We start from the raw sequence: 22,755 nt of genomic DNA on the forward strand, positions 1-22,755 counted from the left end.
TTTTTCATTCAGCCGATTTCATATTGTCTGTCGTTAATGAGGTCTATTTTTGCCAGAGTCCCGCAGGGAGTGAAAGAGACTTAATTTCATTACCACATGAGCGCTATTCATGATCTGGCGTTCGGGTCGGTTTATCGCCGTTGCCCTGCAGCGCAAACCGCCAACGTACCGGGCCGGCAACCTGGTGCAGCCTGAAAAATTACGGGTATAATCCCCCCATGATCCCACGGCTTCAGACACGAACATGACAAAACTCACCTTACAAGAGCAGATGCTCAAAGCGGGCTTGGTAACCAGCAAGAAAATGGCCAAAGTCCAAAGAACGGCTAAAAAATCACGCGTTCAGGCCCGTGAGGCCAGAGAGGCGGTGGAAGAGAATAAAAAGGCGCAGCTTGAGCGCGATAAGCAGTTGAACGAGCAGCAAAAGCAAGCCGCGCTGTCCAAAGAATACAAGGCGCAGGTGAAGCAACTGATCGAGATGAACCGCATCGTTCTGGCGAAAGGTGATATTGGTTTCAACTTCACCGACGGCAACCTGATCAAGAAAATCCTGGTGGATAAGGCGACGCAGACTCAGCTGATCAATGGCCGCCTCGCCATTGCCCGCTTGGTGGTCGAGAACCGGGAAGAGTGTGAATACGCGATTATCCCCGCGAGCGTCGCCGATAAAATCGCGCAGCGCGATGCGGCCAGCATTGTGCTGCACAGTGCGCTGAGTCAGGAAGAGCAGGATGAAGACGATCCGTACGCCGACTTTAAAGTGCCCGACGATTTGATGTGGTAAGCCGCGTTCAGAACGGCGCGGCGTGACGAGCGGCGATCCGCTCTCCGCTGATGGGGTGCACAAAGTCCAGCTCGCTGGCGTGCAGCATCAGCCGCGGCGTCTGTTCGGTACCCGGCAGCAGGCGCCCGCCGTACAGATCGCAGCCTAAAATAGGGTGGCCCAACTGCCGGCTGTGAATACGCAGCTGGTGGGTGCGCCCGGTCTCCGGGGTGAGCTGCACCCGCGTCAGCGGCAGCGAGATCCCGCCTTCCGTTTCACGATAAAAACGCTCGACGACCCGATAGCGGGAGCGGGCGGGCTTGCCGTGGAGGGCGCAAATCGACATCAGCGGGAACAGCGCCGGATCTTTGGCGATCGCCGCGTCTATGACCCCTTCGTTATTCGCCAGATGGCCGCACAGCAGCGCGCTGTACACTTTGCTGACGGTGCGCTCGCTGAACTGCCGGCAGAGCGCGGCGTTGGCGGCCTTGTTGCGGGCCACCACCATCAACCCGGACGTGCCGAAATCCAGGCGGTGCACCAGGGCGCAGCCGGGGAAGATCTGTACCAGCCGGTGGTGTACCGAATCGAGATTCTGCGGATTCTTGCCCGAGAGGCTGAGCAGCCCGGCCGGCTTATTGATCAGCGCCAGATGATCGTCCTGATAGAGGATCTCTATTGGGTCATGGCATGGCGGGGCGATAAAGGTATCGGTGATCGTAGACATCGGGCGGCCGGCTGGTGGGTGGGGGCGGATGATAGCGAATTTCGCGTCGATGAGCGAATGCGGTTTTCGTTACACTGCGGCTCATGCCCGTTGGCACCCGATGCGGCAAAGCATCGGGTGCCACGGTTAAGTCCCCGGCGCTCTACTGCCCGTAGTAGGCGTTTTGGCCGTGTTTGCGCAGGTAGTGTTTGTCCAACAGCTCGCGCTGCATGCTGTGAATGCCCGGCGTCAGCTGGCGCGAGAAAATGCCCATGTAGGCGATCTCTTCCAGCACCACCGCATTATGCACCGCGTTGTGGGCGTCTTTGCCCCAGGCGAAGGGGCCGTGGGCATTGACCAGTACCGCCGGGATCGCGTTGGGATTGATATCGCGCTGGCGGAAGGTTTCGATAATCACGTTGCCGGTTTCCAGTTCGTAATCGTGCTCAATTTCATCCTGGGTCATCAGGCGAGTGCAGGGGATAGCGCCATAAAAATAGTCGGCGTGGGTGGTTCCCCAGGCGGGGATGTCCAGCCCGGCCTGCGCCCAGATGGTGGCGTGGCGCGAATGGGTGTGGACGATGCCGCCGATATCGGCAAATTCGCGGTACAGCGCCAGATGGGTGGCGGTGTCCGACGACGGTTTTTTTGCCCCCTCGACGGTGCGGCCGCTGGCCAGATCGACCACCACCATATCCTCCGCCGTCATATGCTCGTATTCAACGCCGGAAGGCTTGATCACCACCAGACCGCGTTCGCGATCCACCGCGCTGACGTTGCCCCAGGTAAAGGTCACCAGCTTATGGCGCGGCAGATCGAGATTGGCCTCCAGCACCTGTTGTTTTAACTGAGTCAGCATGTCATGCCCCCTTGTTGCATTTTCTGTTCGATCCAGCGGCGGGCCTGAACGATCTCGGCCACCGGCTCCTCGGCTTTTTCGGTCCACATCTCAATCAGGAATGCGCCGCGGTAATTGAGGCGCTGCAGCGTGCGAAACACCTCGACGAAGTCGACGCAGCCTTCGCCAAACGGCACGTCGCGGAATTGCCCCGGCGAAGTGGCGGTGACCGGGTAGGTGTCTTTCAGGTGAATGGCGGCGATGCGATCGATGCCCAGCTCCAGCTCGCGCGGCACGTCATTGCCCCAGGCGCTGAGGTTGCCGACGTCTGGATACACCGAGAACCACGGCGAGGCCAGCAGGGCGTCCCAGGCTTTCCATTTAGCGATCGAGTTCATAAAGGCGGTGTCCATAATTTCCACCGCCAGCATCACCTGGGCGGCGGCGGCACGGTCTACCGCCCACTGCATGCCTTCGCTAAAGCGCGCCAGCGTCCCCTCGTCCTGCTCTTCGTAATACACGTCGTAGCCGGCCAGCTGGATCGTCCGGATACCGACATCTTTGGCCAGCTGAATGGCCTGTTCCATCACGTCGAAGGCGCGCTGTCGCAGCGCCGGATCGTGGCTGCCAAACGGAAAGCGCCGGTGGCCGGAGAGGCACATCGACGGAATGCGGATGCCGGTTTCCAGCATGGCGTCCACCAGCGCCAGGCGCTGCGCCTTGCTCCAGCTCAGGCGCGCCAGACGTTCATCGCTTTCGTCCACCGACATTTCGACGAAGTCGAAGCCGCAGGCCTTGGCCAGCGCCAGGCGTTCGGGCCAGCTCAGGTGTTTCGGCAGCGCTTTCTCGTAAATTCCCAACGGGTGCTGACGCATATCATGATCTCCAGATGTCATCGATGGCGGTGCGGAACTGCCTGGCGGCGGCCGGCGGATCGCCGGCCTCGGCCAGCGCGCGGCCGGCGATAAAGGCGGTGACGGCGATTTCTTTAAACAGCTGCAGGTCGGCGGGCGTGATGCCGCCGGTCACCGACAGCTCGATGCCCAGATCGGACAGCGCCTTCATCCGATCCAGATCCTGCCGGCCCCAGGTTTGCCCGCTGGCCTGCGCGTCGCGGCCGCGGTGATAGATCGCCTGACGAATGCCGAGGCCGCGCCATTGCCGCGCATCCTCCAATGTCCAGCGGCCGAACAGTTCGATCTGGATTTCACCGCCGTGACGCTCGGCGACCTCCCGCGCGCTGGCCATGGTGGCCAACGGCGCGGCGCAGATCACCGTCATCCAGTCCGCGCCCTGGCCGAAGGCCTGATCGGCCAGCGTCGCACCGGCGTCGGCCACCTTGAGATCGGCCACCAGCGTGTGCTGCGGACAGCGTTCACGCAGCGCGCTAACCGCCTGAATACCGGCGCTGATGCACAAAATGGTACCGGCCTCGATGATGTCCACATGGGGACTGAGGGTCTCGGCGGTGCGCAGCGCCGTATCCAAACGGGTTTGATCGAGCGCCAGCTGCAGGCGCGGTTTCGTGCTCATGGGGCCTCCTTGTTGGCGGGCTGCAGATTTTGCAATGCAGCAATCAGCGCCTGATAACGTTGGTGTTTGTGGTCGTAAGCTTCGGCGGCGGCCGCATCAGGCAGCAGCCGCTCGATACGCGGCGCCAGCCGGTGCTGGGCGGCGGTGAAATCGTTGAAGACGCCGCTGCCGACCATGGCCGCCATCGCCGCGCCCAGACAGCCGGTTTCTTCCACCTGCGGCAGCTCAACCGGCAGGCCGCTGACGTCGGCGAACATTTGCATCCAGGGGCGGGATTTGGCGGGGCCGCCGGTCACGCGCAGCGCCTGCGCCTCAGGGAAACGCCGGCGCATACGGTTAAGGTGCGTCATGTGGCAGAACACCACGCCTTCGTAGATCGCCTGCACCAGGTGCTCGCGCTGGTGGAAGGCCTGCAGGCCGTAGAAGCTGGCGCTCAGCCCCAGGCCGGCGTTGGAGCCATACAGGAAAGGGGCGAACAGCAGATCGCCGGCGGCTTTCGGCAGGGCGGCGACCCAGCGGTTAAGCTGGTCGTAGTCCTGCAGCCCCCATTGGTGACAGAACCACTCCAGGTTGGCGGCGGAAGTGGGGCTGGCTTCGTGCACGATGTATTGGCCGTTTTCGGCGTGGCGGCCATAGACAAAGGGATGATCGAAACCCTCGATGATGGCGTCGGTGATGCCGCTGGTGACCGACCAGGTCCCCATCACCGCGTTGAGCCGGGTTTCGTCCTGCAGGCCGGCGCACAACGCGGTGGACACCACGTCGAACAACCCGCCGACCACCGGAGTGCCGGTTTGCAGGCCGGTGATGGCCGCGGCGTTTGCCTCGACGCGCCCGGCGATCTCGGCCGAACCGACGATCGTCGGCAGGGCGGGCATGATGTCGCCGATACCCAGCAGCTGCGCCAGCGCCGGGTCATAGCGTCCGCTGCGCATCTGATACAGGTTGGATTCGGAGATATTGGTTTCTTCGCAGGCCAGCTCGCCGGTCAGGCAATAGCGCAGGTAGTCGTGCGCCATCAGCACGCTCCCGATGCGGGCGTAACGTTCCGGCTGATGCCGCTTCAGCCAGCGCAGCAGCGAGACCGGGTGCCCGGTCCACAGCGTTTGGCGCGTTTGCGGATACAGCGCCTGCGGCACGCCCTGTCGCTGCCATTCCTGCACCAGCGCCAGCGCGCGCTGATCGGAAGAGAGCATGGCGTTGCCCAGCGGCTGCCCCTGCTTATCCAGCAGAAACGCCCCCTTACCCTGCGCCGAGATGCCGATGGCCTGGATGGCGCCGGCGGCGACGCCGCTAGCGGACAGCACTTCACGGATCACGTCGGCGGCGGTGCGCCACAGCGATGCCATATCGCGCTCGGCCCAGCCGGGCTGCGGCGCGACGATCGCTAGATTGCGCCGCGCAACGCCGTGTTCATGGCCGCTGCGGTCGTATAATCCCGCCTTGATGAAGGTACCGCCGCAGTCGAGCCCCAGCCAATATTCCATCATTCGCTCCTCGCGCTGTGGTCGCATTTATTGGGCAGCATCAACGCCAGCACGGAGGCGATCGCCAGCGAGGCTGCCAGGCTGTAGACGCCGACATCCTTGTTGAACAGGCTGATCAGGACGCCGACCATATACGGGCCGCAAAAGCCGCCGAGGTTGCCCAGCGCATTGATCACGCCACGTGCGCCGCCGGCCACTTCGGCGTTGAACAATTTGGGCGGGATGGTCCAGAACACCCCGGCCGCCGCCTGAATGAATACGCCGCAGCCGACCAGCGCAGCGTAAGACCACCAGATGTGCTCCTTCAGCAGCACCGACAGCGCCATGCAGGCGGCAAAGCAGGCCAGCGGCAGGGCGACGAAGACTTTGCGCTTACCGGTGCGATCGGAGAGGGTGGAGATGATCAGCATGCCGAAGATGGCGCCGATATAGGGCAAGATAGCCAGCAGGCCCACTTGCTCCATATCGCCGTGGGTCAGCCCTTTCAAAATGGTCGGCAGCCACAGGGTGTAGCCGTAGATACCGGTCTGGTAGAAAAAATTCACCAGGATCAGCTGCCACATGATCCGGTCGCCCAGCACCCGGCGCAGCGAGGCGTTGCGCACCGTTTTTCCTTTGATCAGCAGCTGTTCGTCGTGCAGGGTCTTTACCAGATACTCTTTTTCCGCCTGCGAGATCCATTTGGCTTCCTGCGGCCGGTTGCTGATGGTGAAGTACCACAGCGCCATGACTACCAGCGACAGAGCGCCCTCCACCAGAAACAGCATGCGCCAGTCCCAGGCGGTGATGATCCAACCCGACAGCGGGGCGGTGAGAATCCCGGCGATCGGCACGAACATGATGACGATGGCGTTGGCGCGGCCGCGCTCCTTATCCGGGAACCAGTTGCTGATCATGGTCAGCACCACCGGCAGCATGCCGCCTTCGGAAACGCCGAGGGCGAAGCGCAGGAACAGCAGCTGGTACTGATTGGTGACCAGCCCGGTCAGCACCGAGATCACCGCCCAGGCCAACAGTGACCAGCCGATGAATTTCTTGCCGTTGCCGTATACCGCCAGCTTGCCGCCGGGCACCTGCAGAAACAGGTAACCGATAAAGAAGATGCCGCCGGCCAGCCCGGCCATCGAGGCGGTGATGCCGAGTTCGTCATCCATGCCGCCGGGCATGGCGAAGGCGATGTTGACCCGATCCATGTAAGAAATGATGCAGGTGATGAGGATCGGCGGCACGATCCTCAGCCAGCGGAGCTTGGGAATAGCCTGGCTTTGGCTGACGGAAACGGAGGCTGTATTCATAAGGACCTCTTTCGATGTTCACTTTTTTGTAGGGTCGGGCGTTATTGTTTTGCTTAATTTGGGCGCAAGGGCGCCCGCACAGGCCTCATGGACCGGTGTTGTTATCGTTACGGGTGCTGCGTCTATCGGGCGCTAAACGACGCCAGCGGTATCTTCACCACCACCTTGCGTATCGCGCAGGGGCGTTGGTTAATGCAGGCCGGGCGATGCACGTCCTGCGGAAAAAATACCGCGAAGTTGCCGGGGCGCATCGTGAGCCAGGATTCGTCGGCCACGTCCTGATAAAACAGGATGTCGCGCTGCGCCAGCAGCTCCTGATGAATGACGTTGTCGCCGTTGTCCGCCGCTACGCCGATAAGCTCGGTACCGCTGACCAGAAACTGCACGTCGACGTTTTGCCGGTGGACTTCCGGGCGTAGCGCATCCGGTGGTTGGGTATGCAGATCCAGCACTTGCACCACGTAGCCGGTGGCGGGATCTTCATAGCGCCCTGCGGGCAAGACGCTGAAATCGGTGCGCTGCAAATAGGCGACGGCGTTGGCGACCGGCGTCGGGTACTGCTCGGGCGCGGTGTTGGCGATGTGGCCGAATATCATGATGATCCTCCCGTTACAGCGCCTGAATGCGCGCCCAGACTCGTTCGTCAACCGGAATGCCGTCGCGCAGGTTTTCTTCCAGAATGCGCGGGAACTTGTGGCCCGGCAGGCGAATGGCGACGTCGGGGTTGTCCCGTTCGGCGCTGGTGACGTAATCCATGATGCGCTGCAGTTTTTGATCGCGGCTGTCGCCGTCGATCAACCGGTCTATCTCAATTGCGATGAACACCTGCGAGACGCCGTATTCGTCGCGGTGATCTTCCGTCACTTCCGCCACCGAGGCGCCGCCGGACAGCAGGGTGGCGATCATGTCCAGCACGATCGACAGCGCCGATCCTTTCCAATACCCCATTGGCAAAATGCGCCGGTTCTCTTCGATGGTGGCCGGATCGCGGGTCAGGCGGCCGTCGTTGTCGAAGCCGCCGTCCACCGGCAGGGTTTTGCCCGCCAGCCGGTTCAGCTCCAGCGCGCCGTAGGAAAACATCGACATCGACATGTCCACCATGGTGATCGGGTTGCCGGGCACGGCGACGATCAGCGGGTTGGTGCCGATACGGCACGTTTTGGCGCCCCACGGTGGCATCACGGCGATCGAGTTGGTCCAGCAAATGCCGATATAGCCTTTCTCCGCCGCCTGCCAGCCGTAACCGCCGCCGCGCATCCAATGGTTGGCGTTGCGCAGCGCCACCAGGCCGATGCCATGCTCGTCGGCTAACTGCATGGCGCGATCCATCATGCGGCGGGCGGTAAGGTTGCCGATGCCCTGGTGCGCATCCCATTGCTCGATCGCCCCCAGAGACAACAGTTTGCTGGGTTCGGCGTCCGGCACGATATCGCCGGCGTCCAGCTGCTGAATAAAGCGCGGAAAGCGGTTAACGCCGTGGGAGTAAACGCCGCTGGCGGTGGTGTCGGCGAACATGCCGGCGCAGTCGTCGGCGATAGGTTCCGCCACGCCGCGCGCCAGCAGCACGCGTTTGAATTGCTGTTTTAACTCGCTGTAACTCACTCTCATGCCGGTTCTCCGCCTGTGCGAATTGTCTGTTTTTGGTTCGCTAAATTTCAATATGCGAAATTGCATTTCAAATAAATGCTATCCCGGTGATTCAGGGAAGTCAAAGCAAGGGGGAGTAAAATTATTCATGAAAAACATGACGTTAAAATTGAGTGGTGATTTTGTGATCGCCGCCACGTTTTGGTGGAGATGGCGTGCTTCAGACGTGACAAAGCAGGGCGGATCAAAACCCACCCTGCGTCTTGCGAGACCCCGGTTAACCGCGGGTGTTCAGCACCATGCGGTAGAGCGAGGTGGTGGCGGTGATATAGAGTTCATCGCCGTTCGGGCCGCCGAAGGTACAATTGGAGACGCGTTCCGGCACGCTGATTTTGTCGATCTGTCGCCCCTGTGGATCAAAGACCAGCACGCCGTCGGCGCAGCTGCAAAACAGATTGCCGGCCCGATCGACGCAGAAGCCGTCCGGGAACCCGGGTTCCACGGTTGCAAAACGGCGGCCGGCTTCCAGCTCGCGACCGTTGACCGCATAGACGCGCAGCTCGCGGCGGCCCAGCGTCGGAAAATCCACGATCGACATGTCCGCCACGTACAGCCATTTTTCATCCGGTGAAAACGCCAGGCCGTTCGGGCGCTGCAGGTCGCAGGCGGCGATGGTCAGCGAACCGTCGCGCGGATCGAAGCTGTAGAGATAGCAGCCGATCACCTGGCTTTCCGATTTGTAACCCTCTTCGTCGCCGATGATGCCGTAGGGCGGATCGGTGAACCACAGGGTGCCGTCGGAACACACCGCCACGTCGTTCGGCGAGTTAAAGCGCTTGCCGTCGACGCGGTCGATCAACAGGCGCACTTCGCCATCGCTTTCGGTGCGGCTGATGCCGCGCCGCCCGTGTTCACAGCTGACCACACGCCCCTCGCCGTCGCGCGCATTGCCGTTGGCGTAGTGCGACGGCGAGCGGTATAGGCTTAGCTCACCCCGGCGCGACCAGCGGAACATGCGATTGCCTTTCACGTCGCTGAACACCACCGCATCCTCTTGCGGCAGCCAGACCGGCCCTTCGGCCCAAATCGCCGGTGAGCACAAGCGCTCGAGCTGAGCGTGCGTGCGCAATGAATGCCGAATGCCGCCGTTCACTTCACGCCCCAGATCGCTTTGTAATGGCCCTGGTAATCGTTTTGCGGGTCATACAGGTTATTGGCGCCGCCGTCGGCGGCGATATTGTCGCGGGTGACCAGATGCGCCGGGGTCACGTAGCCGGAAGGCGGCTGCTTGGCGAAGGCGCGGTTGAATTCGTCCAGCAGCTGCCAACCGTGCAGTTTCAAGGGCTCCGGCACCGTCGCCGACTGGCTGTCGCCCGAGCGGATACGCTGGTAAGCGGAGATTGAACCGTCGCCGGCCGACACGTTGTAAGGCGCGTTCTTGCCGCCTTTGCCGGCGGTTTTCAGCGCCGGCGCCATAAAGTCGAAATACAGATCGTTGATTGCCAGCGCATATTGGAATTTGTCGCCGTACTTCTGCAGCAGGCTGAAGGTCATCGCCGGCATGCGGTTGGCGGTATCTGCCAGCGGCGTGTCGATGAATTCCAGCAGCGTACAGCCGCTGCATTTGGCGATCTCTTCTTTCATGACGTTGGCCTTGTCCAAGGCGATTTGGTACAGCGAGTCGGTGAAGATCAACACGCTCGCCTTGCCGCCGGACTGCACCACCGCGTATTGCGCGGCGATGCGCGCCACTTCGTTGGAATCCGACGTGACGTTATAGAACACATTGTATTTGGCGATGGGGCCCGGTTCCGGCACCGCATGCCAGGCGGTCAGCACGATGCCCTGCTGTACGGCCTTTTTCAGCGGGATCTTGGCGACGTTAGGGTTCCAGCCGCCGATCACGATGCCGTCTGGTTTCTGGGCGATGGCCTGATTGAGCGATGCCAGCTGATCTTTCACCGAGCCGCCGCCGTCGAGCGTTTCCAGCTTCCAGCCGGCGGCTTTCGCCGCTTCGCTCAACCCCTGTTGCACCCCTTGCACGCCGCCGTTCTTCATGTCGGAGGCGATAAAAATGATCTTCTTGTTGGCCTGCAGCTGCGGGCCGCTGGTGGGGCCGTCCCACTGGGTGGCGCTGGCGGTAGCCTTCGCCACGGCGGCGGTGGCCTGATCGAGATAGGCGTCGGCCCAGACCGGCGATGCGGCGAGCAAGAATGTGGTGAACCCCGGTAACAGCCAAATGCGTTTCATGGTGTGCTCCTGGTTTAAGGGTGGGTCGCTGTCTGATTGTTGTTGTCAGCCGGCGTCGCCTGGCTGCGTTGTACCGCTTTCTGATTGAGCAGCCGACGGCGTTGGGCATAGCCGGCCAGAGTGATCGACAGCAACAGCGTCGCGCCGTTGAACAGCGGCTCGACCCAGAATTCGCCGCCGAACTGCTGGATGCCGGCGATGCCGATAGCCAGAATGGCGATGCCGACCACGGTGCCCCAGACGTTGACGCGCCCTGGGCGAATGGTGGTGCTGCCGAGGAAGGCGCCGACCAGCGCTGGCAGCAGATAGTCCATGCCGACGCTGGCCTGGCCGACGCCCTGTTCGGCGGCGATCAACACACCGCTGAAACCGGTGAGCACGCTGGAGGCGATGAAGGCGCCGATGGTAAAGCGGTTGACCGAAATGCCGTTCAGGCGCGCGGCCGCCGGGTTGCCGCCCACCGCATACATGCAGCGGCCGAGCGGGGTGTGTTCGGTGATGAGCCACAGCACCACCGCGACGATCAGCACGTAAAATGCCACGATCGGAATGCCGGCGATCTCGGTGTGGTGCAGCGCGATGAAGGCATCCGGCAAGTCGCCGACGATCTGCCGCCCGCCGGAGTGCCACAGGGCAATGGCGTACAGTACGGTGCCGGAGCCGAGGGTGGCGACGAAGCTGTCGATATCGGCCAGCGCCACCAGAATGCCGTTCAGCAACCCGTACAGCGCCGAGATCGCCAGCACCGTCAGCACCGCCATCTGCCAGGAGAAGCCGTATTCCACCTGCAGCGTGATCGCCAGAATGTGCCACAGCACAATGCCGAAACCGACGTTAAGATCGATCTTGCCCACGATCATCGGGATGGTCGCCGCCAGCGCCAACAGGGCGATTTTGGCCTTGCTCGACAAGATAGCCTGAAGCGTCAGCATTGATGCGAAGGAGGGGGTGAGCAGTGAGAACAGCACGACCAGCGCGATGCACAGCAGCAGCAGGCCATAGCGGGTGAGAACCTGCATCAGCCACGGGCCGGCGCCGTCCTGCGCCAGGCTGACGCGCTGCTCCAGTGCGGTTGATTTAACGGATGTTTTAGACATGGCCTACCTCGGATTCTGACGTGATTGCGACGTTTTCCCCGGTGCTGGCAGAGGCCAGCTCCAATAAATTGGCGAATGACACCTGCTGATTTTTCAGCTCGCCGACCACTTTCCCGCGGTTGAATACCAGTGCGCGGTTGCAAATATGGGCGATCTCCTCGAAATCGTTGGAGATAACCAGCACTGCCACGCCTTCCGCCAGGGATTTATTCAGCAGATGGTAGATTTCCGCGCGCGCGCCGACGTCCACGCCGGCGGTGGCATCTTCCAGGATCAGCAGCGGCGCCCCCAGATGCATCCAGCGCGCCATCACCACCTTTTGCTGGTTGCCGCCGGATAGCGCGCTGATATCGATATTGACGTCCTTGGGGCGTACGTCGAACAGCTGCACCTTCCACCAACTGGCGCCGATCTCCGCTCGCCGCCCGTAGCGGGAGAGCAGCCGGTGGCCGCTGGCGCAGGGGTTGATAAACAGGTTTTCACGCACGCTCATCGACATCACCAGGCTTTCGCCGGTGCGATCGCCCGCCACCAGCGAAACGCCGCAGGCCATCGCCTGCTGCGGGGTGCTCGCCTGATAGGGCCGATCGCGAAATCGAATCGCGCCGCCGTCGGCCTGGCGCAACCCGAACAGCAGCCGGCCAATCTCTTCTTGCCCGGCCCCGCGCAGGCCGGCCAGCGCCAGCATCTCGCCCGGCTGCAAGTCGAAGCTCACCGGGCCGATGTCGCCCACCGTGACGCTATCGAGCTGCAGCACCGGCGGACGATGTTCCGGCAGCGGTTCGCGCTGATCGTCCGCCATCGCTTCGCCGACGATGGTTTGCACCAGATCGCGCAGCGAGTAGTCGGCGGTGCGACCGCCGGCGACATAGCGCCCGTCGCGCATCACGCAGATCCGATCGGCGATTTCGATCACTTCGTCCAGACGGTGGGTGACATAAATCATGCCGACCTTTTTGGCGCGCAGCCGGTTGATCACGGCGAACAGATGACGCACGTCGTTGGCGGGCAGGGAGGCGGTCGGTTCATCCAGCACCAGCAGCTCGGCGTTGACCGCCACCGCGCGAGCGATCGCCAGCAGCGATTTTTCGGTGCGCGACAGTTCGAAGACGCGCGCATCGGGATCGAGCGCGATGCCGACGTCTTGCAGCGCCTGCGCCGCCCGGCGGCGAATGGCGCGCCAGTCGATCAGCCCAAAGCGGCGGGGAAACCCCATCACCAGCGCCATGTTCTCCGCCACCGTCATCCATTCGATCAGGCCGAGATCCTGATGAATAAAGGCGATCGGCTGGCGGCTGGTGCTTTTTATCGCGGCGGCGGAGGCGATGCTTGCGCCCTGAAAGCGAATATCGCCGCCGTCGCGCGGGTAGACGCCCGCCAGCACTTTGATCAGCGTCGATTTGCCGGCGCCATTTTCGCCCAGCAACGCCAGAACTTCGCCCGGCATCACCTGCAGGCTGACGTCGTTGACCGCCACGTTGCCGCCAAATCGTTTGACGATGTGGCTGAGGGTAAGGATGGGTTGTGCCGCATTATCCATAGTCATGTGATGCGCCCCTGGTGTCGTGCCCGTGCGAAGATGTCGGGCAAATTAGCCAAACTGCTGGTGAGTATCTGGTCTTTAAATTTCAATATGCGAAATTCAATTTCAAAAATAATATGACGTTCGTTGCGCTAAATCAAAGGCGGTGAGGTTTTAATTATTGTTATTAAACAATGAGTTATTTTTTACTTTGCGGAAGTGTGACCGATGGCTCACTTCAACATGGGGGAAATATTGCGGATTTTTATCCTGCTGCGGACAATGAAACGGCGTTCCGTCTTCACCTGATGCGGGCCTTGGGGTAACATGCCCGGCAAAGAGCCTGCTGACTTTGCCGCAGCGCCGGTTGGCGGTTCGACACTGGAGAGATTTTCGCTATGAGCCTGAAAGCCGTCGACGAGAAAGATGACAAGAAAGACAAACCGCTGGGCAGCCAAAGCCTGTTCCGCGGTTTGCAGTTGATTGAGATCCTGAGTAATTTCCCCAACGGATGTCCGCTGGCGCATTTGTCCGAGCTGGCCGGCATGAACAAGAGCACGGTGCACCGCCTGCTGCAGGGGTTGCACACCAGCGGCTATGTGACCCAGGCGCCGTCGCCGGGCAGCTACCGCCTGACCACCAAGTTCATTTCCATCGGCCAGAAGGCGCTGTCGTCACTCAACATCATTCACGTGGCCGCGCCGCATTTGGAACAGCTGAATCTGGAAGTGGGCGAGACGGTCAACTTCTCCAGCCGCGAAGACGACCACGTCATCCTGATCTACAAGCTGGAGCCGACCACCGGCATGATGCGCACCCGCGCCTATATCGGCCAGCATATGCCGCTGTACTGTTCGGCGATGGGTAAAATCTTCATGGCTTACGGCAATGATGATTACCCGGCTCACTACTGGCAGACTCACCAGCAAGAGATTCAGACGCTGACGCGCAATACCATTACCGAGCTGCCGAAGATGTATGAGGAACTGGCCGATATTCGCCAGCGCGGCATGGCGATGGATCGCGAGGAAAACGAGCTGGGGGTCTCCTGCGTGGCGGCACCGGTGTTCGATATTCAACAGCGCGTGCCTTATGCGGTGTCGGTTTCTCTGCCGACCGCCAAGCTGCAGCAGATCGGCGTCAAAAGCTTGATTAAACCGGTGCTGGCCACCGCGCAACGCATCTCTCAGGAGCTGGGGTTCGTCACGCCGATTTAAGTATTAGCATCTCTGATACTGGATTAGAAACATCAATTTCACCTAATGATCGCTTCCTCGTATGATGCGCGTGTTGACCGACACGCGCCCTCGTCCGGCGCCTTTTATCATTCGAGGAATCCCCATGTTAGCCGTCTTCCTGCAGGGCTTTGCCCTGAGCGCCGCCATGATCCTGCCGCTGGGCCCGCAGAACGTATTCGTGATGAACCAGGGCATTCGCCGCCAGTATCATTTGATGATTGCCTCGTTGTGCGCGTTGAGCGATATCGTGCTGATCTGCGCCGGTATTTTCGGCGGCAGCGCATTGCTGACCCGTTCGCCGTTGCTGCTGGCGCTGGTCACCTGGGGCGGGGTGGCGTTTCTGCTGTGGTACGGCTGGGGCGCGTTCCGTTCCGCCTTCAGCCCGCAACCTGCGCAGGCCGCGGCGCAGGAGCTGGCGCAGAGCCGCTGGCGCCTCGTGGTCACCATGCTGGCGGTCACCTGGCTGAACCCGCACGTCTATCTGGATACCTTTGTGGTGCTCGGCAGCCTGGGCGGGCAGCTGACGGCGGACGTGCGTTCCTGGTTCGCGCTTGGCGCGGTCAGCGCGTCGGCGGTGTGGTTCTTCGGGTTGGCGCTGCTGGCCTCCTGGCTGGCGCCGTGGCTGAACACGCAGCGGGCGCAGCGCATCATCAACGCGCTGGTCGGGCTGGTGATGTGGGGCATCGCGCTGCAGCTGGCCTGGCAGGGGGCAAATTTATAAGAATTTGTCACTAATCCGAATTCAAAACGCCGCGCGATATGCTACGTTTGATGCCAGGAAACCGGCGGTTCTCACAGGGAAAAGCCGGCGATCAGAGACAGCCTGTCATTAAGGAGACACTGTGAAGCTAAAAGCATTGGCTATGGCCGCAATGGTCGGATTAGGGACGTTACCGATGGCGCTGCAGGCGGCTGAAGTGCCTGAAGGGCCGCACGTCGTCACCTCCGGCACCGCCAGCGTGGACGCCACGCCGGATATCGCCACCCTGGCGATCGAAGTGAGCGTCTCCTCCAAAGACGCCGCCCAGGCGAAGAAGCAGGTAGACGAGCGCGTGGCGCAGTACTTTGATTTCCTGCAGAAAAACAACATCGAGAAGAAAGACATCAGCGCCGCCAACCTGCGCACCCAGCCGGAATACGATTACCTGAAAACCGGCGAGTCGGTGTTGAAGGGCTACCGGGCGGTGCGCCAGGTGCAGGTGACTCTGCGTCAGCTGGACAAGCTGAACGAGCTGCTGGACGGCGCGCTGAAATCCGGCCTGAACGAGATCCGCGCGGTGGAGCTGGGCGTCGCCAAGCCGGACGTGTATCGCGAGCAGGCGCGGCAAAAAGCGATCGAGAACGCGACTCAACAGGCCGAATCCCTGGCCAAAGGCTTCCACGCCAAGCTGGGACCGGTGTACAGCATTCGCTACCGGGTCGCCAACTACCAGCCGATGCCGGTGGCGCGGATGTATAAGGCGGCCGGTGCGGCGGCGGAAAGCGACGCGGCGCAAACCTATGAACAGCAAAGCATTCACTTCGACGATCAGGTGGACGTGGTGTTCGAGCTGCAGCGTAACGCCGCGCAGTAAGGTTATCGTATTGAAGAAAAGGTTCGCTGCGGCGAACCTTTTTTCGTTTTAATCCTGGCGGAGCACCTGGTGACCGTGTTCCAGCAGCGCGTCGGTCACTTTGCGCATCATGCGGCTTTCCGGCGCGAAACGGTGCCAGTACAGCATGCGGCGCTGGTATAGCCCGGGCGTCAGATCGATCAGTTCACCGGATGCCAGCTCCTTTTCGATCTGCAGATGCGGGATCATACAGCAGGTGGTGCCCTGACGCGCCAGCTGCACGAAGGCTTCCGATGAGTTCACGATGTGGCAGGGCACGCTGCCCGGCGACAGATCGAAGTTCTGCTGCAGGAATGCCTGATGCATGTCGTCGAGATGATCGAAGGCCACCGCCGGCGCTTTCAGCAGCGCGGAGCGGGTGACGCCGTTCGGGAAATAGCGCTCGGCGAAGCCGCGGGAGGCCACGAACAGGTAGTCCAGCGCCCCCAGCCGATCGACCAGGCAGCTCGGCAGCGGCTGCGGCTGAATACTCACCGCGCCCACCACCTCACCGCGGCGCAGCCGCTCCTGGGTGCGGGTTTCATCTTCCACCTGCAGATTCAGGCGAATGGGGGAGTCCGCCAGCACCGGCTTCAGCGCCGGCAGCAGCCAGGTTGCCAGACTGTCGGCGTTGACCGCCAGCGACAGCAGCAGCGGCGTATCGACGCCGGTGTCATTGCCGAGCCACTCTTCTTCCAGCAGCTCCACCTGATGCAGCAGCGCCAGCAGCTTTTGCCCTTGTTCGGTCGGGCGCGGCGGCACGGTACGAACCAGCAGCGGTTGGCCGAACAGGTTTTCCAGCTGTTTGATGCGTTGGGATACCGCCGATTGCGTGATACAGAGTTTTTGCGCGGCGCGCTCGAAGCCGCGCTCACGGATCACCGCGTCCAGCGCTTGCAGCGTACGATAGTCTGGGCGTTTCATCGGAAAGATATCCCTTAAATTAGAATGATACCGGCACTATGCCACATTTTGCGTGCGGCGCAGGTGGAAAAATCACGCCCCCAGCTCGCCGCCAAGCGGGTAAAAATGCGGGCTGCGGTAAATAAGTGTGATCCTGCCGGCGTGAAAAATAGCGTTTTACCCTATAATACGCACACGTTTTCGTACAGAGGCAAGGGACATATTATGACGCAGGATGAACTGAAAAAAGCGGTGGGCTGGGCGGCGCTGGAATACGTGACGCCGGGCACCATCGTCGGGGTCGGCACCGGTTCTACCGCCGCCCACTTTATTGACGCGCTGGGCTCCATCAAGCACCAGATCGAAGGCGCGGTGTCCAGCTCAGACGCCTCCACCGCCAAGTTGAAAAGCCTCGGCATCCACGTGTTCGACAGCAACGAAGTGGACTCGCTCGATATCTACGTGGACGGCGCGGACGAAATCAACGGCCATATGCAGATGATCAAGGGCGGCGGCGCGGCGCTGACGCGCGAGAAGATCATCGCCGCCATCGCCAAGAAATTTATCTGCATTGTCGACGCCAGCAAGCAGGTGGACGTGCTGGGCAAGTTCCCGCTGCCGGTGGAAGTGATCCCGATGGCTCGCTCTTACGTGGCGCGCGAGCTGGTGAAACTCGGCGGCCTGCCGGAGTATCGCCAGAACGTGGTGACCGACAACGGCAACGTGATCCTCGATGTGCATAACCTGAGCATCACCGACGCCATCGCGCTGGAGAACAAGATCAACGGCATCGCCGGCGTGGTGACCGTGGGGCTGTTCGCCAACCGCGGCGCGGACGTGGCGCTGGTCGGCACCCCGGAAGGCGTGAAAGTAGTCAAATAAGCCTCTGCCGTCTGTGGCCCGGTAGTGCCGGGCCGCATAATTCTTCGGTTAAAATATCTTTTCTGAAAAACGGCAAATTTGGTGACTTATGTCACATTGTGAAAGCTGACTCCCCAAAGCTTCTGCTGAAAACTTTCCCTATGGCATTTTCTGCCGTAAACCGCCATCAACGCTGCGCCTTGTCCTGCCGGGCAGGCAATCGTTTGTATTGCCGCCCGCGTTATTTTTGTTATGTTGGATGGGAGCTGTGTCGTCACAGCCGCTTCTGAAGTCTGAACATAGGGTCGGGTAAATGGCAAAAGTATCATTGGAGAAAGACAGGATTAAATTCCTGTTGGTGGAAGGGGTTCATCAGAGCACGGTCGATAATTTACGTGCCGCCGGTTATACCAACATCGAATACCACAAGGGTGCGTTAGACACCGAATCGCTGAAGGCATCCATCCGCGATGCACACTTCGTCGGCATCCGATCGCGTACGCATCTGACCGAAGAGGTGTTCGCCGCCGCAGAAAAACTGGTGGCGGTGGGCTGCTTCTGCATCGGCACCAACCAGGTTGATCTGAAAGCGGCGACCAAACGCGGTATTCCGGTCTTCAACGCCCCCTTCTCCAATACCCGATCCGTGGCCGAAATGGTGCTGGGCGAGCTGCTGTTGATGCTGCGCGGCATTCCGGCCGCCAACGCCAAGGCGCACCGCGGCGTGTGGCACAAATTGGCCGTGGGCTCTTATGAGGCGCGCGGCAAAAAGCTGGGCATCATCGGCTACGGCCATATCGGCACCCAGCTGGGCATTCTGGCCGAAGGGCTGGGCATGAAGGTGTTCTTCTACGATATCGAGAACAAACTGCCGTTAGGCAACGCGCAGCAGGTGCGTCATCTGTCCGATCTGCTCAATATGAGCGACGTGGTGACGCTGCACGTGCCGGAAACGCTGGCCACCAAGAACATGATGGGGGCGGAAGAGCTGGCGCTGATGAAGCCGGGCGCGATTCTGATCAACGCCTCGCGCGGCACCGTGGTGGATATTCCCGCGCTGTGCGACGCGCTGGCCAGCAATCACCTGGCGGGCGCGGCGATCGACGTCTTCCCGGAAGAGCCGGCGACCAACAGCGATCCGTTCAACTCGCCGCTGTGCGAGTTCGATAACGTGCTGCTGACGCCGCACATCGGCGGTTCCACGCAGGAAGCGCAGGAGAACATCGGCGACGAAGTGGCCGGCAAGCTGGCGAAATACTCCGACAACGGTTCGACTCTGTCCGCCGTCAACTTCCCGGAAGTGTCGCTGCCGGCGCATGGTCCGAACGCCAGCCGCCTGCTGCACATCCACGAAAACCGTCCGGGCGTGCTGACGCAGATTAACCAGATCTTCGCCGAAGAGGGGGTTAACATCGCCGCGCAGTATCTGCAAACCGGGCCGGAAATCGGCTACGTGGTGATCGACATCGAAGCGGAAACCGCGCGCGCCGACGCCGCGCTGCAGCGTATGAAGGCCATCGACGGCACCATTCGCGCCCGACTGCTGTTCTGATTCGGCGGCTCGCCGCAACGAAAAAGGCCGGAGCGATCCGGCCTTCTCTATTTGGGCTCGTGCCACGCCCAGCTGCAGAGCGGGGTGAGGATTTCCGGCAACGGGATATCCCAGTGCTCGGTCGGCAGGTGCTCCACCTGCTGGCAATCATGGGCCAGGCCGATGGGATAGGGGCCGCCGCTGCGCCAGTTTTGCAGGGTGCGATCGTAAAAACCGCCGCCCATGCCCAGACGCTGTCCGGTATGATCGAATGCCACCAGCGGTGTCAGCACCACCTCCAGTTCGCCCAGCGGTAACACCTGGCGCACATCGAGCCGCGGCTCGAGAATATTGAAGCGGTTGCGCACCAGCGGTGTTTCCGGCGCATAGCGCAGAAACAGCAGGTGTCCTGAACTGAACGGATGCAGCACCGGCAGGTAAACCTGTTTGCCGAGCGTCCACAGTTGCTCGATCAGCGGCCCGGTGTCGAGTTCGCCGTCAAACGACAAAAATACCGCGATGTTGTGCGCGGCCTGAATACGTGTGTGCGCGGCGAGGCGTTCGGTTATCTTGTCTGCGGCAAAGCGTTGCTGGCCCGGCGTAAGCTCACGCCGACGTTGGCGAATGAGTTGACGAATGGCTTGGCGCTGCTGCGCGAATTGGGGTTGAAAAGACATCGTATCAGGCTTGCTCAGTGTGGCGTTCAGCACACATAAACCGCTGAGAAGGGGAATCTCCGAGATGCCGTCGCAGGCTGTAACCCTTGAACCCATGGTTCAAGGTGAACGTGCCGTCGCAATCTTAAGGCTTCTCGGCGCACCGAGCGTGCTCACCGATCGCGGAGCAACACATTCTGTTTGTACTAAATATCGGCTCAGGGGACTGGCCCGCTGGCGAACATCTCAGAGAAATTTTGTACTCGTTGCTGAAACTTTGATTTCAACAACTTAAGTTATTCGAATTGTGCATCCTGACGTTCAGAGATGCGACCTTGTTCAAGCAGCGCTTGTTCAATGGTCTGCTGCAGCATCCGTATGCGTTGTTCCATATTGGACGCATAGTCACGGGTTTTCAACCGTTCTTGAGCAAGTTCGTGACAGACGTTCAATGCCGCGATGAAAACCAGTTGCTCAGTATTGGAGACTCTAGTGCGAACTTTAAGATCTTGCAACCGTTGGTTAAGATCGTCCGCCGCCATATTCAACGCATCTTGTTGTTCTGGCGGGCAATTGACTCTTAACGAGCGGCCAAAAATTTGAATATCTACCGGTTGTGCAGACATGCCACCTTCCTGCCTAAATTTCGCGCCAGCCTTGTCCGCCCTGGCCGGGCCGTCAAAGCGGGCGCCACTATATATACCTCGGTACCAAGATACAACCCCTTTTTCAGTACCTGGTTGTAATCTACTGTGGCGCACATTGCCAGTCAAAAAAGGGTTTCAAAATGCGTATTTACCGCACTTTCGTCACCCGCCGGCGCAGTGTGAAACCTGCCACATCGCGATTATAACTAGCCACTGAGGTGTCGCGCTTATCTGGTATAGCGACGGACCTTGGTGGTAGCATAACACGAACTTATCCTGCCAACGATGACGAATGCGCATGTCTATACAGAATACATTTCCAAGTTACCAATCTTTGACCGTGGCCCTAAACCAGCAGTCGGTGGCGCTGACCGCGGCAGAAATGCACGGCCTGATCAGCGGCCTGCTGTGCGGCGGCAGCCGTGACGCCGGCTGGCAGGCGCTGGTGCACGATCTGACCAACGAAGGCGTCGCCTTCCCGCAGGCGCTTAGCCAACCGCTGCAGCAGCTGTATGAAGTGACGCGTGACACGCTGGAAGATGACGAATTCCTGTTCCAACTGATGCTGCCTGAAGGGGAGATCGTCAGCGTGTTCGATCGCGCCGACGCGCTGGGCGGTTGGGTCAACCACTTCCTGCTCGGGCTGGGCATGATGCAGCCGAAGCTGGCTCAGGTGAAAGACGAGGTCGGTGAAGCGATCGACGATCTGCGCAACATCGCGCAGCTGGGCTACGACGAAGACGAAGATCAGGAAGAATTGGAACAGTCGTTGGAAGAAGTAGCGGAGTATGTGCGGGTTGCCGCCATCATGTGCCACGGCGAATTCACCCGTCAAAAACCGACGGCGCCGGAAAATATCAAACCGACGCTGCACTAAACGTTCTATCGCCCCTCCGCCGGCGGTGCGGATGGCATGATTTCAGGAGAAGGTAATGACTCAGCAGGAATTCAACAACCGCCGCCAGGCGCTGTTGGCGAAAATGGCGCCGGCCAGCGCGGCGGTTATTTTCTCTGCGCCGGAAACGACGCGCAGTGCAGATTCAGACTATCCCTATCGGCAGAACAGCGACTTTTGGTACCTGACCGGCTTCAATGAGCCGGAAGCGGTGCTGGTGCTGATTAAAAGCGACGAAACGCACAACCACAGCGTGTTGTTCAACCGGGTGCGCGATCTGACGGCGGAAATCTGGTTTGGCCGCCGCCTGGGGCAAGACGCCGCGCCGGCGAAGCTGGGCGTGGATCGCGCGCTGCCGTTCGATGAAATCAATGACCAGCTGCACCTGCTGCTCAACGGCCTGGACGTGGTCTACCACGCGCAGGGCGAATACGCCTATGCCGATCAGATCCTGTTCGGCGCGCTGGACAAGCTGCGCAAGGGGTTCCGCCAGAGCCTGCAGGCGCCGGCCACCGTTACCGACTGGCGGCCGTGGCTGCATGACATGCGGCTGTTCAAGTCGCCGGAAGAGCTGGCGGTGATGCGCCGCGCCGGTGAGATCAGCGCGTTGGCGCATACCCGCGCGATGGAAAAATGCCGCCCGGGCATGTTCGAATACCAGCTGGAAGCGGAAATTCATCATGAATTCACCCGCCTCGGCGCCCGTTACCCGTCTTACAACACCATCGTCGGCAGCGGCGAAAACGGCTGTATCCTGCACTACACCGAGAACGAGAGCCAGATGCGCGACGGCGATCTGGTGCTGATCGACGCCGGCTGCGAGTACCAGGGGTACGCCGGCGACATCACCCGCACCTTCCCGGTCAACGGCAAGTTCAGCCGGCCGCAGCGCGCGGTGTACGACATTGTGCTGGCGTCGCTGCAGCGCGCTTTGGAACTGTTCAAACCCGGCACCAGCATTCGCGAAGTCAATGACGAAGTGGTGCGCATCATGGTGGTCGGGCTGGTGGAGCTGGGCGTATTGAAAGGTGAAGTCGACTCGCTGATCGCCGAGCAGGCGCACCGTCAGTTCTTCATGCACGGGCTGAGCCACTGGCTGGGTCTCGATGTGCACGACGTTGGCCACTACGGCACGCCGAGCCGCGATCGGCTGCTGGAGCCGGGCATGGTGCTGACCGTGGAGCCGGGGCTGTACATCGCGCCGGATGCGGACGTGCCGGCGGAGTACCGCGGCATCGGCATCCGCATCGAGGACGATATCGTGATCACCGCCGACGGCAATGAAAACCTGACCGCCACCGTGGTGAAAGACGCCGATGCCATCGAGGCCTTGATGGCGGCGGCAAGGTCGTAG

The 22,755-nt window shown here is 61.0% G+C and carries 23 protein-coding genes and 1 other RNA gene; 8 read left to right on the forward strand and 16 right to left on the reverse strand.

All coding sequences use genetic code 11. The annotated features are described in order from the left end of the window. Positions 1 to 244: 244 nt before the first annotated feature. Positions 245 to 784 carry a DUF2058 domain-containing protein gene (locus RE418_RS10280; protein ID WP_033635867.1) on the forward strand — a complete coding sequence of 180 codons (540 nt, stop codon included), beginning with the start codon at positions 245 to 247 and terminating at the stop codon, positions 782 to 784. A gap of 7 nt (positions 785 to 791) precedes the next feature. Here RE418_RS10280 and RE418_RS10285 read toward each other — a convergent pair whose 3' ends face one another. From RE418_RS10285 to RE418_RS10340, 12 genes are all read right to left on the reverse strand, one after another. After that, on the reverse strand, positions 792 to 1,490 hold the full coding sequence (locus RE418_RS10285) for an RluA family pseudouridine synthase (RefSeq protein ID WP_025304172.1): 699 nt from the start codon (positions 1,488 to 1,490) through the stop codon (positions 792 to 794). Positions 1,491 to 1,632: 142 nt separating this feature from the next. Next, a complete protein-coding gene (gene araD / locus RE418_RS10290) occupies positions 1,633 to 2,328 on the reverse strand; it encodes an L-ribulose-5-phosphate 4-epimerase (protein WP_025304171.1) in 696 nt (231 codons plus the stop codon). Beyond that, positions 2,322 to 3,182: an L-ribulose-5-phosphate 3-epimerase gene (locus tag RE418_RS10295; protein WP_043142677.1), complete on the reverse strand. Its 861-nt coding sequence runs from the start codon at positions 3,180 to 3,182 to the stop codon at positions 2,322 to 2,324. The genes araD and RE418_RS10295 overlap by 7 nt, the downstream gene beginning before the upstream one ends. A 1-nt stretch (position 3,183) precedes the next feature. Next, complete coding sequence (gene ulaD, locus RE418_RS10300) at positions 3,184 to 3,840, reverse strand: 3-keto-L-gulonate-6-phosphate decarboxylase UlaD (RefSeq protein WP_043142675.1); 657 nt, start codon at positions 3,838 to 3,840, stop codon at positions 3,184 to 3,186. Further along, positions 3,837 to 5,327 (reverse strand): FGGY-family carbohydrate kinase, encoded by a 1,491-nt coding sequence (locus RE418_RS10305; RefSeq protein ID WP_089181259.1) that lies wholly within the window; start codon positions 5,325 to 5,327, stop codon positions 3,837 to 3,839. The genes ulaD and RE418_RS10305 overlap by 4 nt, the downstream gene beginning before the upstream one ends. Next, a complete protein-coding gene (locus tag RE418_RS10310; protein ID WP_089181258.1) occupies positions 5,327 to 6,622 on the reverse strand; it encodes an MFS transporter in 1,296 nt (431 codons plus the stop codon). Before RE418_RS10310 ends, RE418_RS10305 begins: the two co-directional genes overlap by 1 nt. Before the next feature lie 122 nt (positions 6,623 to 6,744). Further along, complete coding sequence (locus RE418_RS10315) at positions 6,745 to 7,218, reverse strand: YhcH/YjgK/YiaL family protein (protein WP_025304166.1); 474 nt, start codon at positions 7,216 to 7,218, stop codon at positions 6,745 to 6,747. 13 nt (positions 7,219 to 7,231) lie between these two features. Then, positions 7,232 to 8,230: a 3-dehydro-L-gulonate 2-dehydrogenase gene (gene yiaK, locus RE418_RS10320; RefSeq protein ID WP_043142670.1), complete on the reverse strand. Its 999-nt coding sequence runs from the start codon at positions 8,228 to 8,230 to the stop codon at positions 7,232 to 7,234. 256 nt (positions 8,231 to 8,486) lie between these two features. Beyond that, positions 8,487 to 9,362, reverse strand: coding sequence for an SMP-30/gluconolactonase/LRE family protein (locus RE418_RS10325; RefSeq protein WP_192839710.1), 876 nt, complete (start codon positions 9,360 to 9,362; stop codon positions 8,487 to 8,489). Continuing rightward, positions 9,359 to 10,459: a substrate-binding domain-containing protein gene (locus RE418_RS10330; protein WP_043142668.1), complete on the reverse strand. Its 1,101-nt coding sequence runs from the start codon at positions 10,457 to 10,459 to the stop codon at positions 9,359 to 9,361. The genes RE418_RS10325 and RE418_RS10330 overlap by 4 nt, the downstream gene beginning before the upstream one ends. Before the next feature lie 14 nt (positions 10,460 to 10,473). Then, positions 10,474 to 11,556, reverse strand: coding sequence for an ABC transporter permease (locus RE418_RS10335; RefSeq protein ID WP_016930014.1), 1,083 nt, complete (start codon positions 11,554 to 11,556; stop codon positions 10,474 to 10,476). Continuing rightward, positions 11,549 to 13,102 (reverse strand): sugar ABC transporter ATP-binding protein, encoded by a 1,554-nt coding sequence (locus tag RE418_RS10340; protein WP_399676161.1) that lies wholly within the window; start codon positions 13,100 to 13,102, stop codon positions 11,549 to 11,551. The genes RE418_RS10335 and RE418_RS10340 overlap by 8 nt, the downstream gene beginning before the upstream one ends. A 374-nt stretch (positions 13,103 to 13,476) precedes the next feature. On the opposite strand from RE418_RS10340, the gene RE418_RS10345 reads away from it, so the two are divergent. The 3 genes from RE418_RS10345 (at position 13,477) to RE418_RS10355 (ending at position 15,890) form a co-directional block, all read left to right on the forward strand. Next, positions 13,477 to 14,295: an IclR family transcriptional regulator gene (locus tag RE418_RS10345; protein ID WP_025304160.1), complete on the forward strand. Its 819-nt coding sequence runs from the start codon at positions 13,477 to 13,479 to the stop codon at positions 14,293 to 14,295. Positions 14,296 to 14,419: 124 nt separating this feature from the next. After that, positions 14,420 to 15,037, forward strand: a complete 618-nt coding sequence (gene argO / locus RE418_RS10350; RefSeq protein ID WP_025304159.1) for an arginine exporter ArgO — start codon at positions 14,420 to 14,422, stop codon at positions 15,035 to 15,037. 121 nt (positions 15,038 to 15,158) lie between these two features. After that, a complete protein-coding gene (locus RE418_RS10355) occupies positions 15,159 to 15,890 on the forward strand; it encodes an oxidative stress defense protein (RefSeq protein WP_025160209.1) in 732 nt (243 codons plus the stop codon). 48 nt (positions 15,891 to 15,938) lie between these two features. Here the strand turns inward: RE418_RS10355 and RE418_RS10360 are convergent, their stop codons facing one another. Continuing rightward, positions 15,939 to 16,832, reverse strand: a complete 894-nt coding sequence (locus RE418_RS10360) for a LysR family transcriptional regulator ArgP (protein ID WP_060441301.1) — start codon at positions 16,830 to 16,832, stop codon at positions 15,939 to 15,941. A gap of 204 nt (positions 16,833 to 17,036) precedes the next feature. On the opposite strand from RE418_RS10360, the gene rpiA reads away from it, so the two are divergent. Then, positions 17,037 to 17,693, forward strand: a complete 657-nt coding sequence (gene rpiA / locus RE418_RS10365) for a ribose-5-phosphate isomerase RpiA (RefSeq protein ID WP_025304157.1) — start codon at positions 17,037 to 17,039, stop codon at positions 17,691 to 17,693. Between the two features lie 292 nt (positions 17,694 to 17,985). After that, positions 17,986 to 19,224 carry a phosphoglycerate dehydrogenase gene (gene serA / locus RE418_RS10370; RefSeq protein WP_025304156.1) on the forward strand — a complete coding sequence of 413 codons (1,239 nt, stop codon included), beginning with the start codon at positions 17,986 to 17,988 and terminating at the stop codon, positions 19,222 to 19,224. 47 nt (positions 19,225 to 19,271) lie between these two features. On the opposite strand, the gene RE418_RS10375 is transcribed toward serA, so the two are convergent. The 3 genes from RE418_RS10375 to zapA all read right to left on the reverse strand — a co-directional run bounded on the left by RE418_RS10375 (position 19,272) and on the right by zapA (position 20,485). Beyond that, complete coding sequence (locus RE418_RS10375) at positions 19,272 to 19,880, reverse strand: 5-formyltetrahydrofolate cyclo-ligase (protein ID WP_089181256.1); 609 nt, start codon at positions 19,878 to 19,880, stop codon at positions 19,272 to 19,274. Between the two features lie 52 nt (positions 19,881 to 19,932). Further along, positions 19,933 to 20,115, reverse strand: a non-coding RNA gene (gene ssrS, locus RE418_RS10380) — 6S RNA. Positions 20,116 to 20,155: 40 nt separating this feature from the next. Further along, on the reverse strand, positions 20,156 to 20,485 hold the full coding sequence (gene zapA, locus RE418_RS10385; protein ID WP_004931621.1) for a cell division protein ZapA: 330 nt from the start codon (positions 20,483 to 20,485) through the stop codon (positions 20,156 to 20,158). Positions 20,486 to 20,804: 319 nt separating this feature from the next. Here zapA and RE418_RS10390 point away from each other — a divergent pair, with 319 nt between their 5' ends. Both RE418_RS10390 and pepP read left to right on the forward strand, forming a co-directional pair. After that, a complete protein-coding gene (locus RE418_RS10390; protein ID WP_025304154.1) occupies positions 20,805 to 21,383 on the forward strand; it encodes a YecA family protein in 579 nt (192 codons plus the stop codon). A gap of 55 nt (positions 21,384 to 21,438) precedes the next feature. Further along, complete coding sequence (gene pepP, locus RE418_RS10395) at positions 21,439 to 22,755, forward strand: Xaa-Pro aminopeptidase (RefSeq protein ID WP_025304153.1); 1,317 nt, start codon at positions 21,439 to 21,441, stop codon at positions 22,753 to 22,755.

It is taken from the genome of Serratia sp. szju, from assembly GCF_044594185.1.
Lineage (GTDB): Bacteria > Pseudomonadota > Gammaproteobacteria > Enterobacterales > Enterobacteriaceae > Serratia > Serratia bockelmannii.

Bases quoted from the DNA above. Each gene is read 5' to 3' on its own strand.
- RE418_RS10280 (WP_033635867.1), top strand. From the start codon at position 245: ATGACAAAACTCACCTTACAAGAGCAGATGCTCAAAGCGGGCTTGGTA.
- RE418_RS10285 (WP_025304172.1), bottom strand. From the start codon at position 1,490: ATGTCTACGATCACCGATACCTTTATCGCCCCGCCATGCCATGACCCA.
- araD (WP_025304171.1), bottom strand. From the start codon at position 2,328: ATGCTGACTCAGTTAAAACAACAGGTGCTGGAGGCCAATCTCGATCTG.
- RE418_RS10295 (WP_043142677.1), bottom strand. From the start codon at position 3,182: ATGCGTCAGCACCCGTTGGGAATTTACGAGAAAGCGCTGCCGAAACAC.
- ulaD (WP_043142675.1), bottom strand. From the start codon at position 3,840: ATGAGCACGAAACCGCGCCTGCAGCTGGCGCTCGATCAAACCCGTTTG.
- RE418_RS10305 (WP_089181259.1), bottom strand. From the start codon at position 5,327: ATGGAATATTGGCTGGGGCTCGACTGCGGCGGTACCTTCATCAAGGCG.
- RE418_RS10310 (WP_089181258.1), bottom strand. From the start codon at position 6,622: ATGAATACAGCCTCCGTTTCCGTCAGCCAAAGCCAGGCTATTCCCAAG.
- RE418_RS10315 (WP_025304166.1), bottom strand. From the start codon at position 7,218: ATGATATTCGGCCACATCGCCAACACCGCGCCCGAGCAGTACCCGACG.
- yiaK (WP_043142670.1), bottom strand. From the start codon at position 8,230: ATGAGAGTGAGTTACAGCGAGTTAAAACAGCAATTCAAACGCGTGCTG.
- RE418_RS10330 (WP_043142668.1), bottom strand. From the start codon at position 10,459: ATGAAACGCATTTGGCTGTTACCGGGGTTCACCACATTCTTGCTCGCC.
- RE418_RS10335 (WP_016930014.1), bottom strand. From the start codon at position 11,556: ATGTCTAAAACATCCGTTAAATCAACCGCACTGGAGCAGCGCGTCAGC.
- RE418_RS10340 (WP_399676161.1), bottom strand. From the start codon at position 13,102: ATGACTATGGATAATGCGGCACAACCCATCCTTACCCTCAGCCACATC.
- RE418_RS10345 (WP_025304160.1), top strand. From the start codon at position 13,477: ATGAGCCTGAAAGCCGTCGACGAGAAAGATGACAAGAAAGACAAACCG.
- argO (WP_025304159.1), top strand. From the start codon at position 14,420: ATGTTAGCCGTCTTCCTGCAGGGCTTTGCCCTGAGCGCCGCCATGATC.
- RE418_RS10360 (WP_060441301.1), bottom strand. From the start codon at position 16,832: ATGAAACGCCCAGACTATCGTACGCTGCAAGCGCTGGACGCGGTGATC.
- rpiA (WP_025304157.1), top strand. From the start codon at position 17,037: ATGACGCAGGATGAACTGAAAAAAGCGGTGGGCTGGGCGGCGCTGGAA.
- serA (WP_025304156.1), top strand. From the start codon at position 17,986: ATGGCAAAAGTATCATTGGAGAAAGACAGGATTAAATTCCTGTTGGTG.
- RE418_RS10375 (WP_089181256.1), bottom strand. From the start codon at position 19,880: ATGTCTTTTCAACCCCAATTCGCGCAGCAGCGCCAAGCCATTCGTCAA.
- zapA (WP_004931621.1), bottom strand. From the start codon at position 20,485: ATGTCTGCACAACCGGTAGATATTCAAATTTTTGGCCGCTCGTTAAGA.
- RE418_RS10390 (WP_025304154.1), top strand. From the start codon at position 20,805: ATGTCTATACAGAATACATTTCCAAGTTACCAATCTTTGACCGTGGCC.
- pepP (WP_025304153.1), top strand. From the start codon at position 21,439: ATGACTCAGCAGGAATTCAACAACCGCCGCCAGGCGCTGTTGGCGAAA.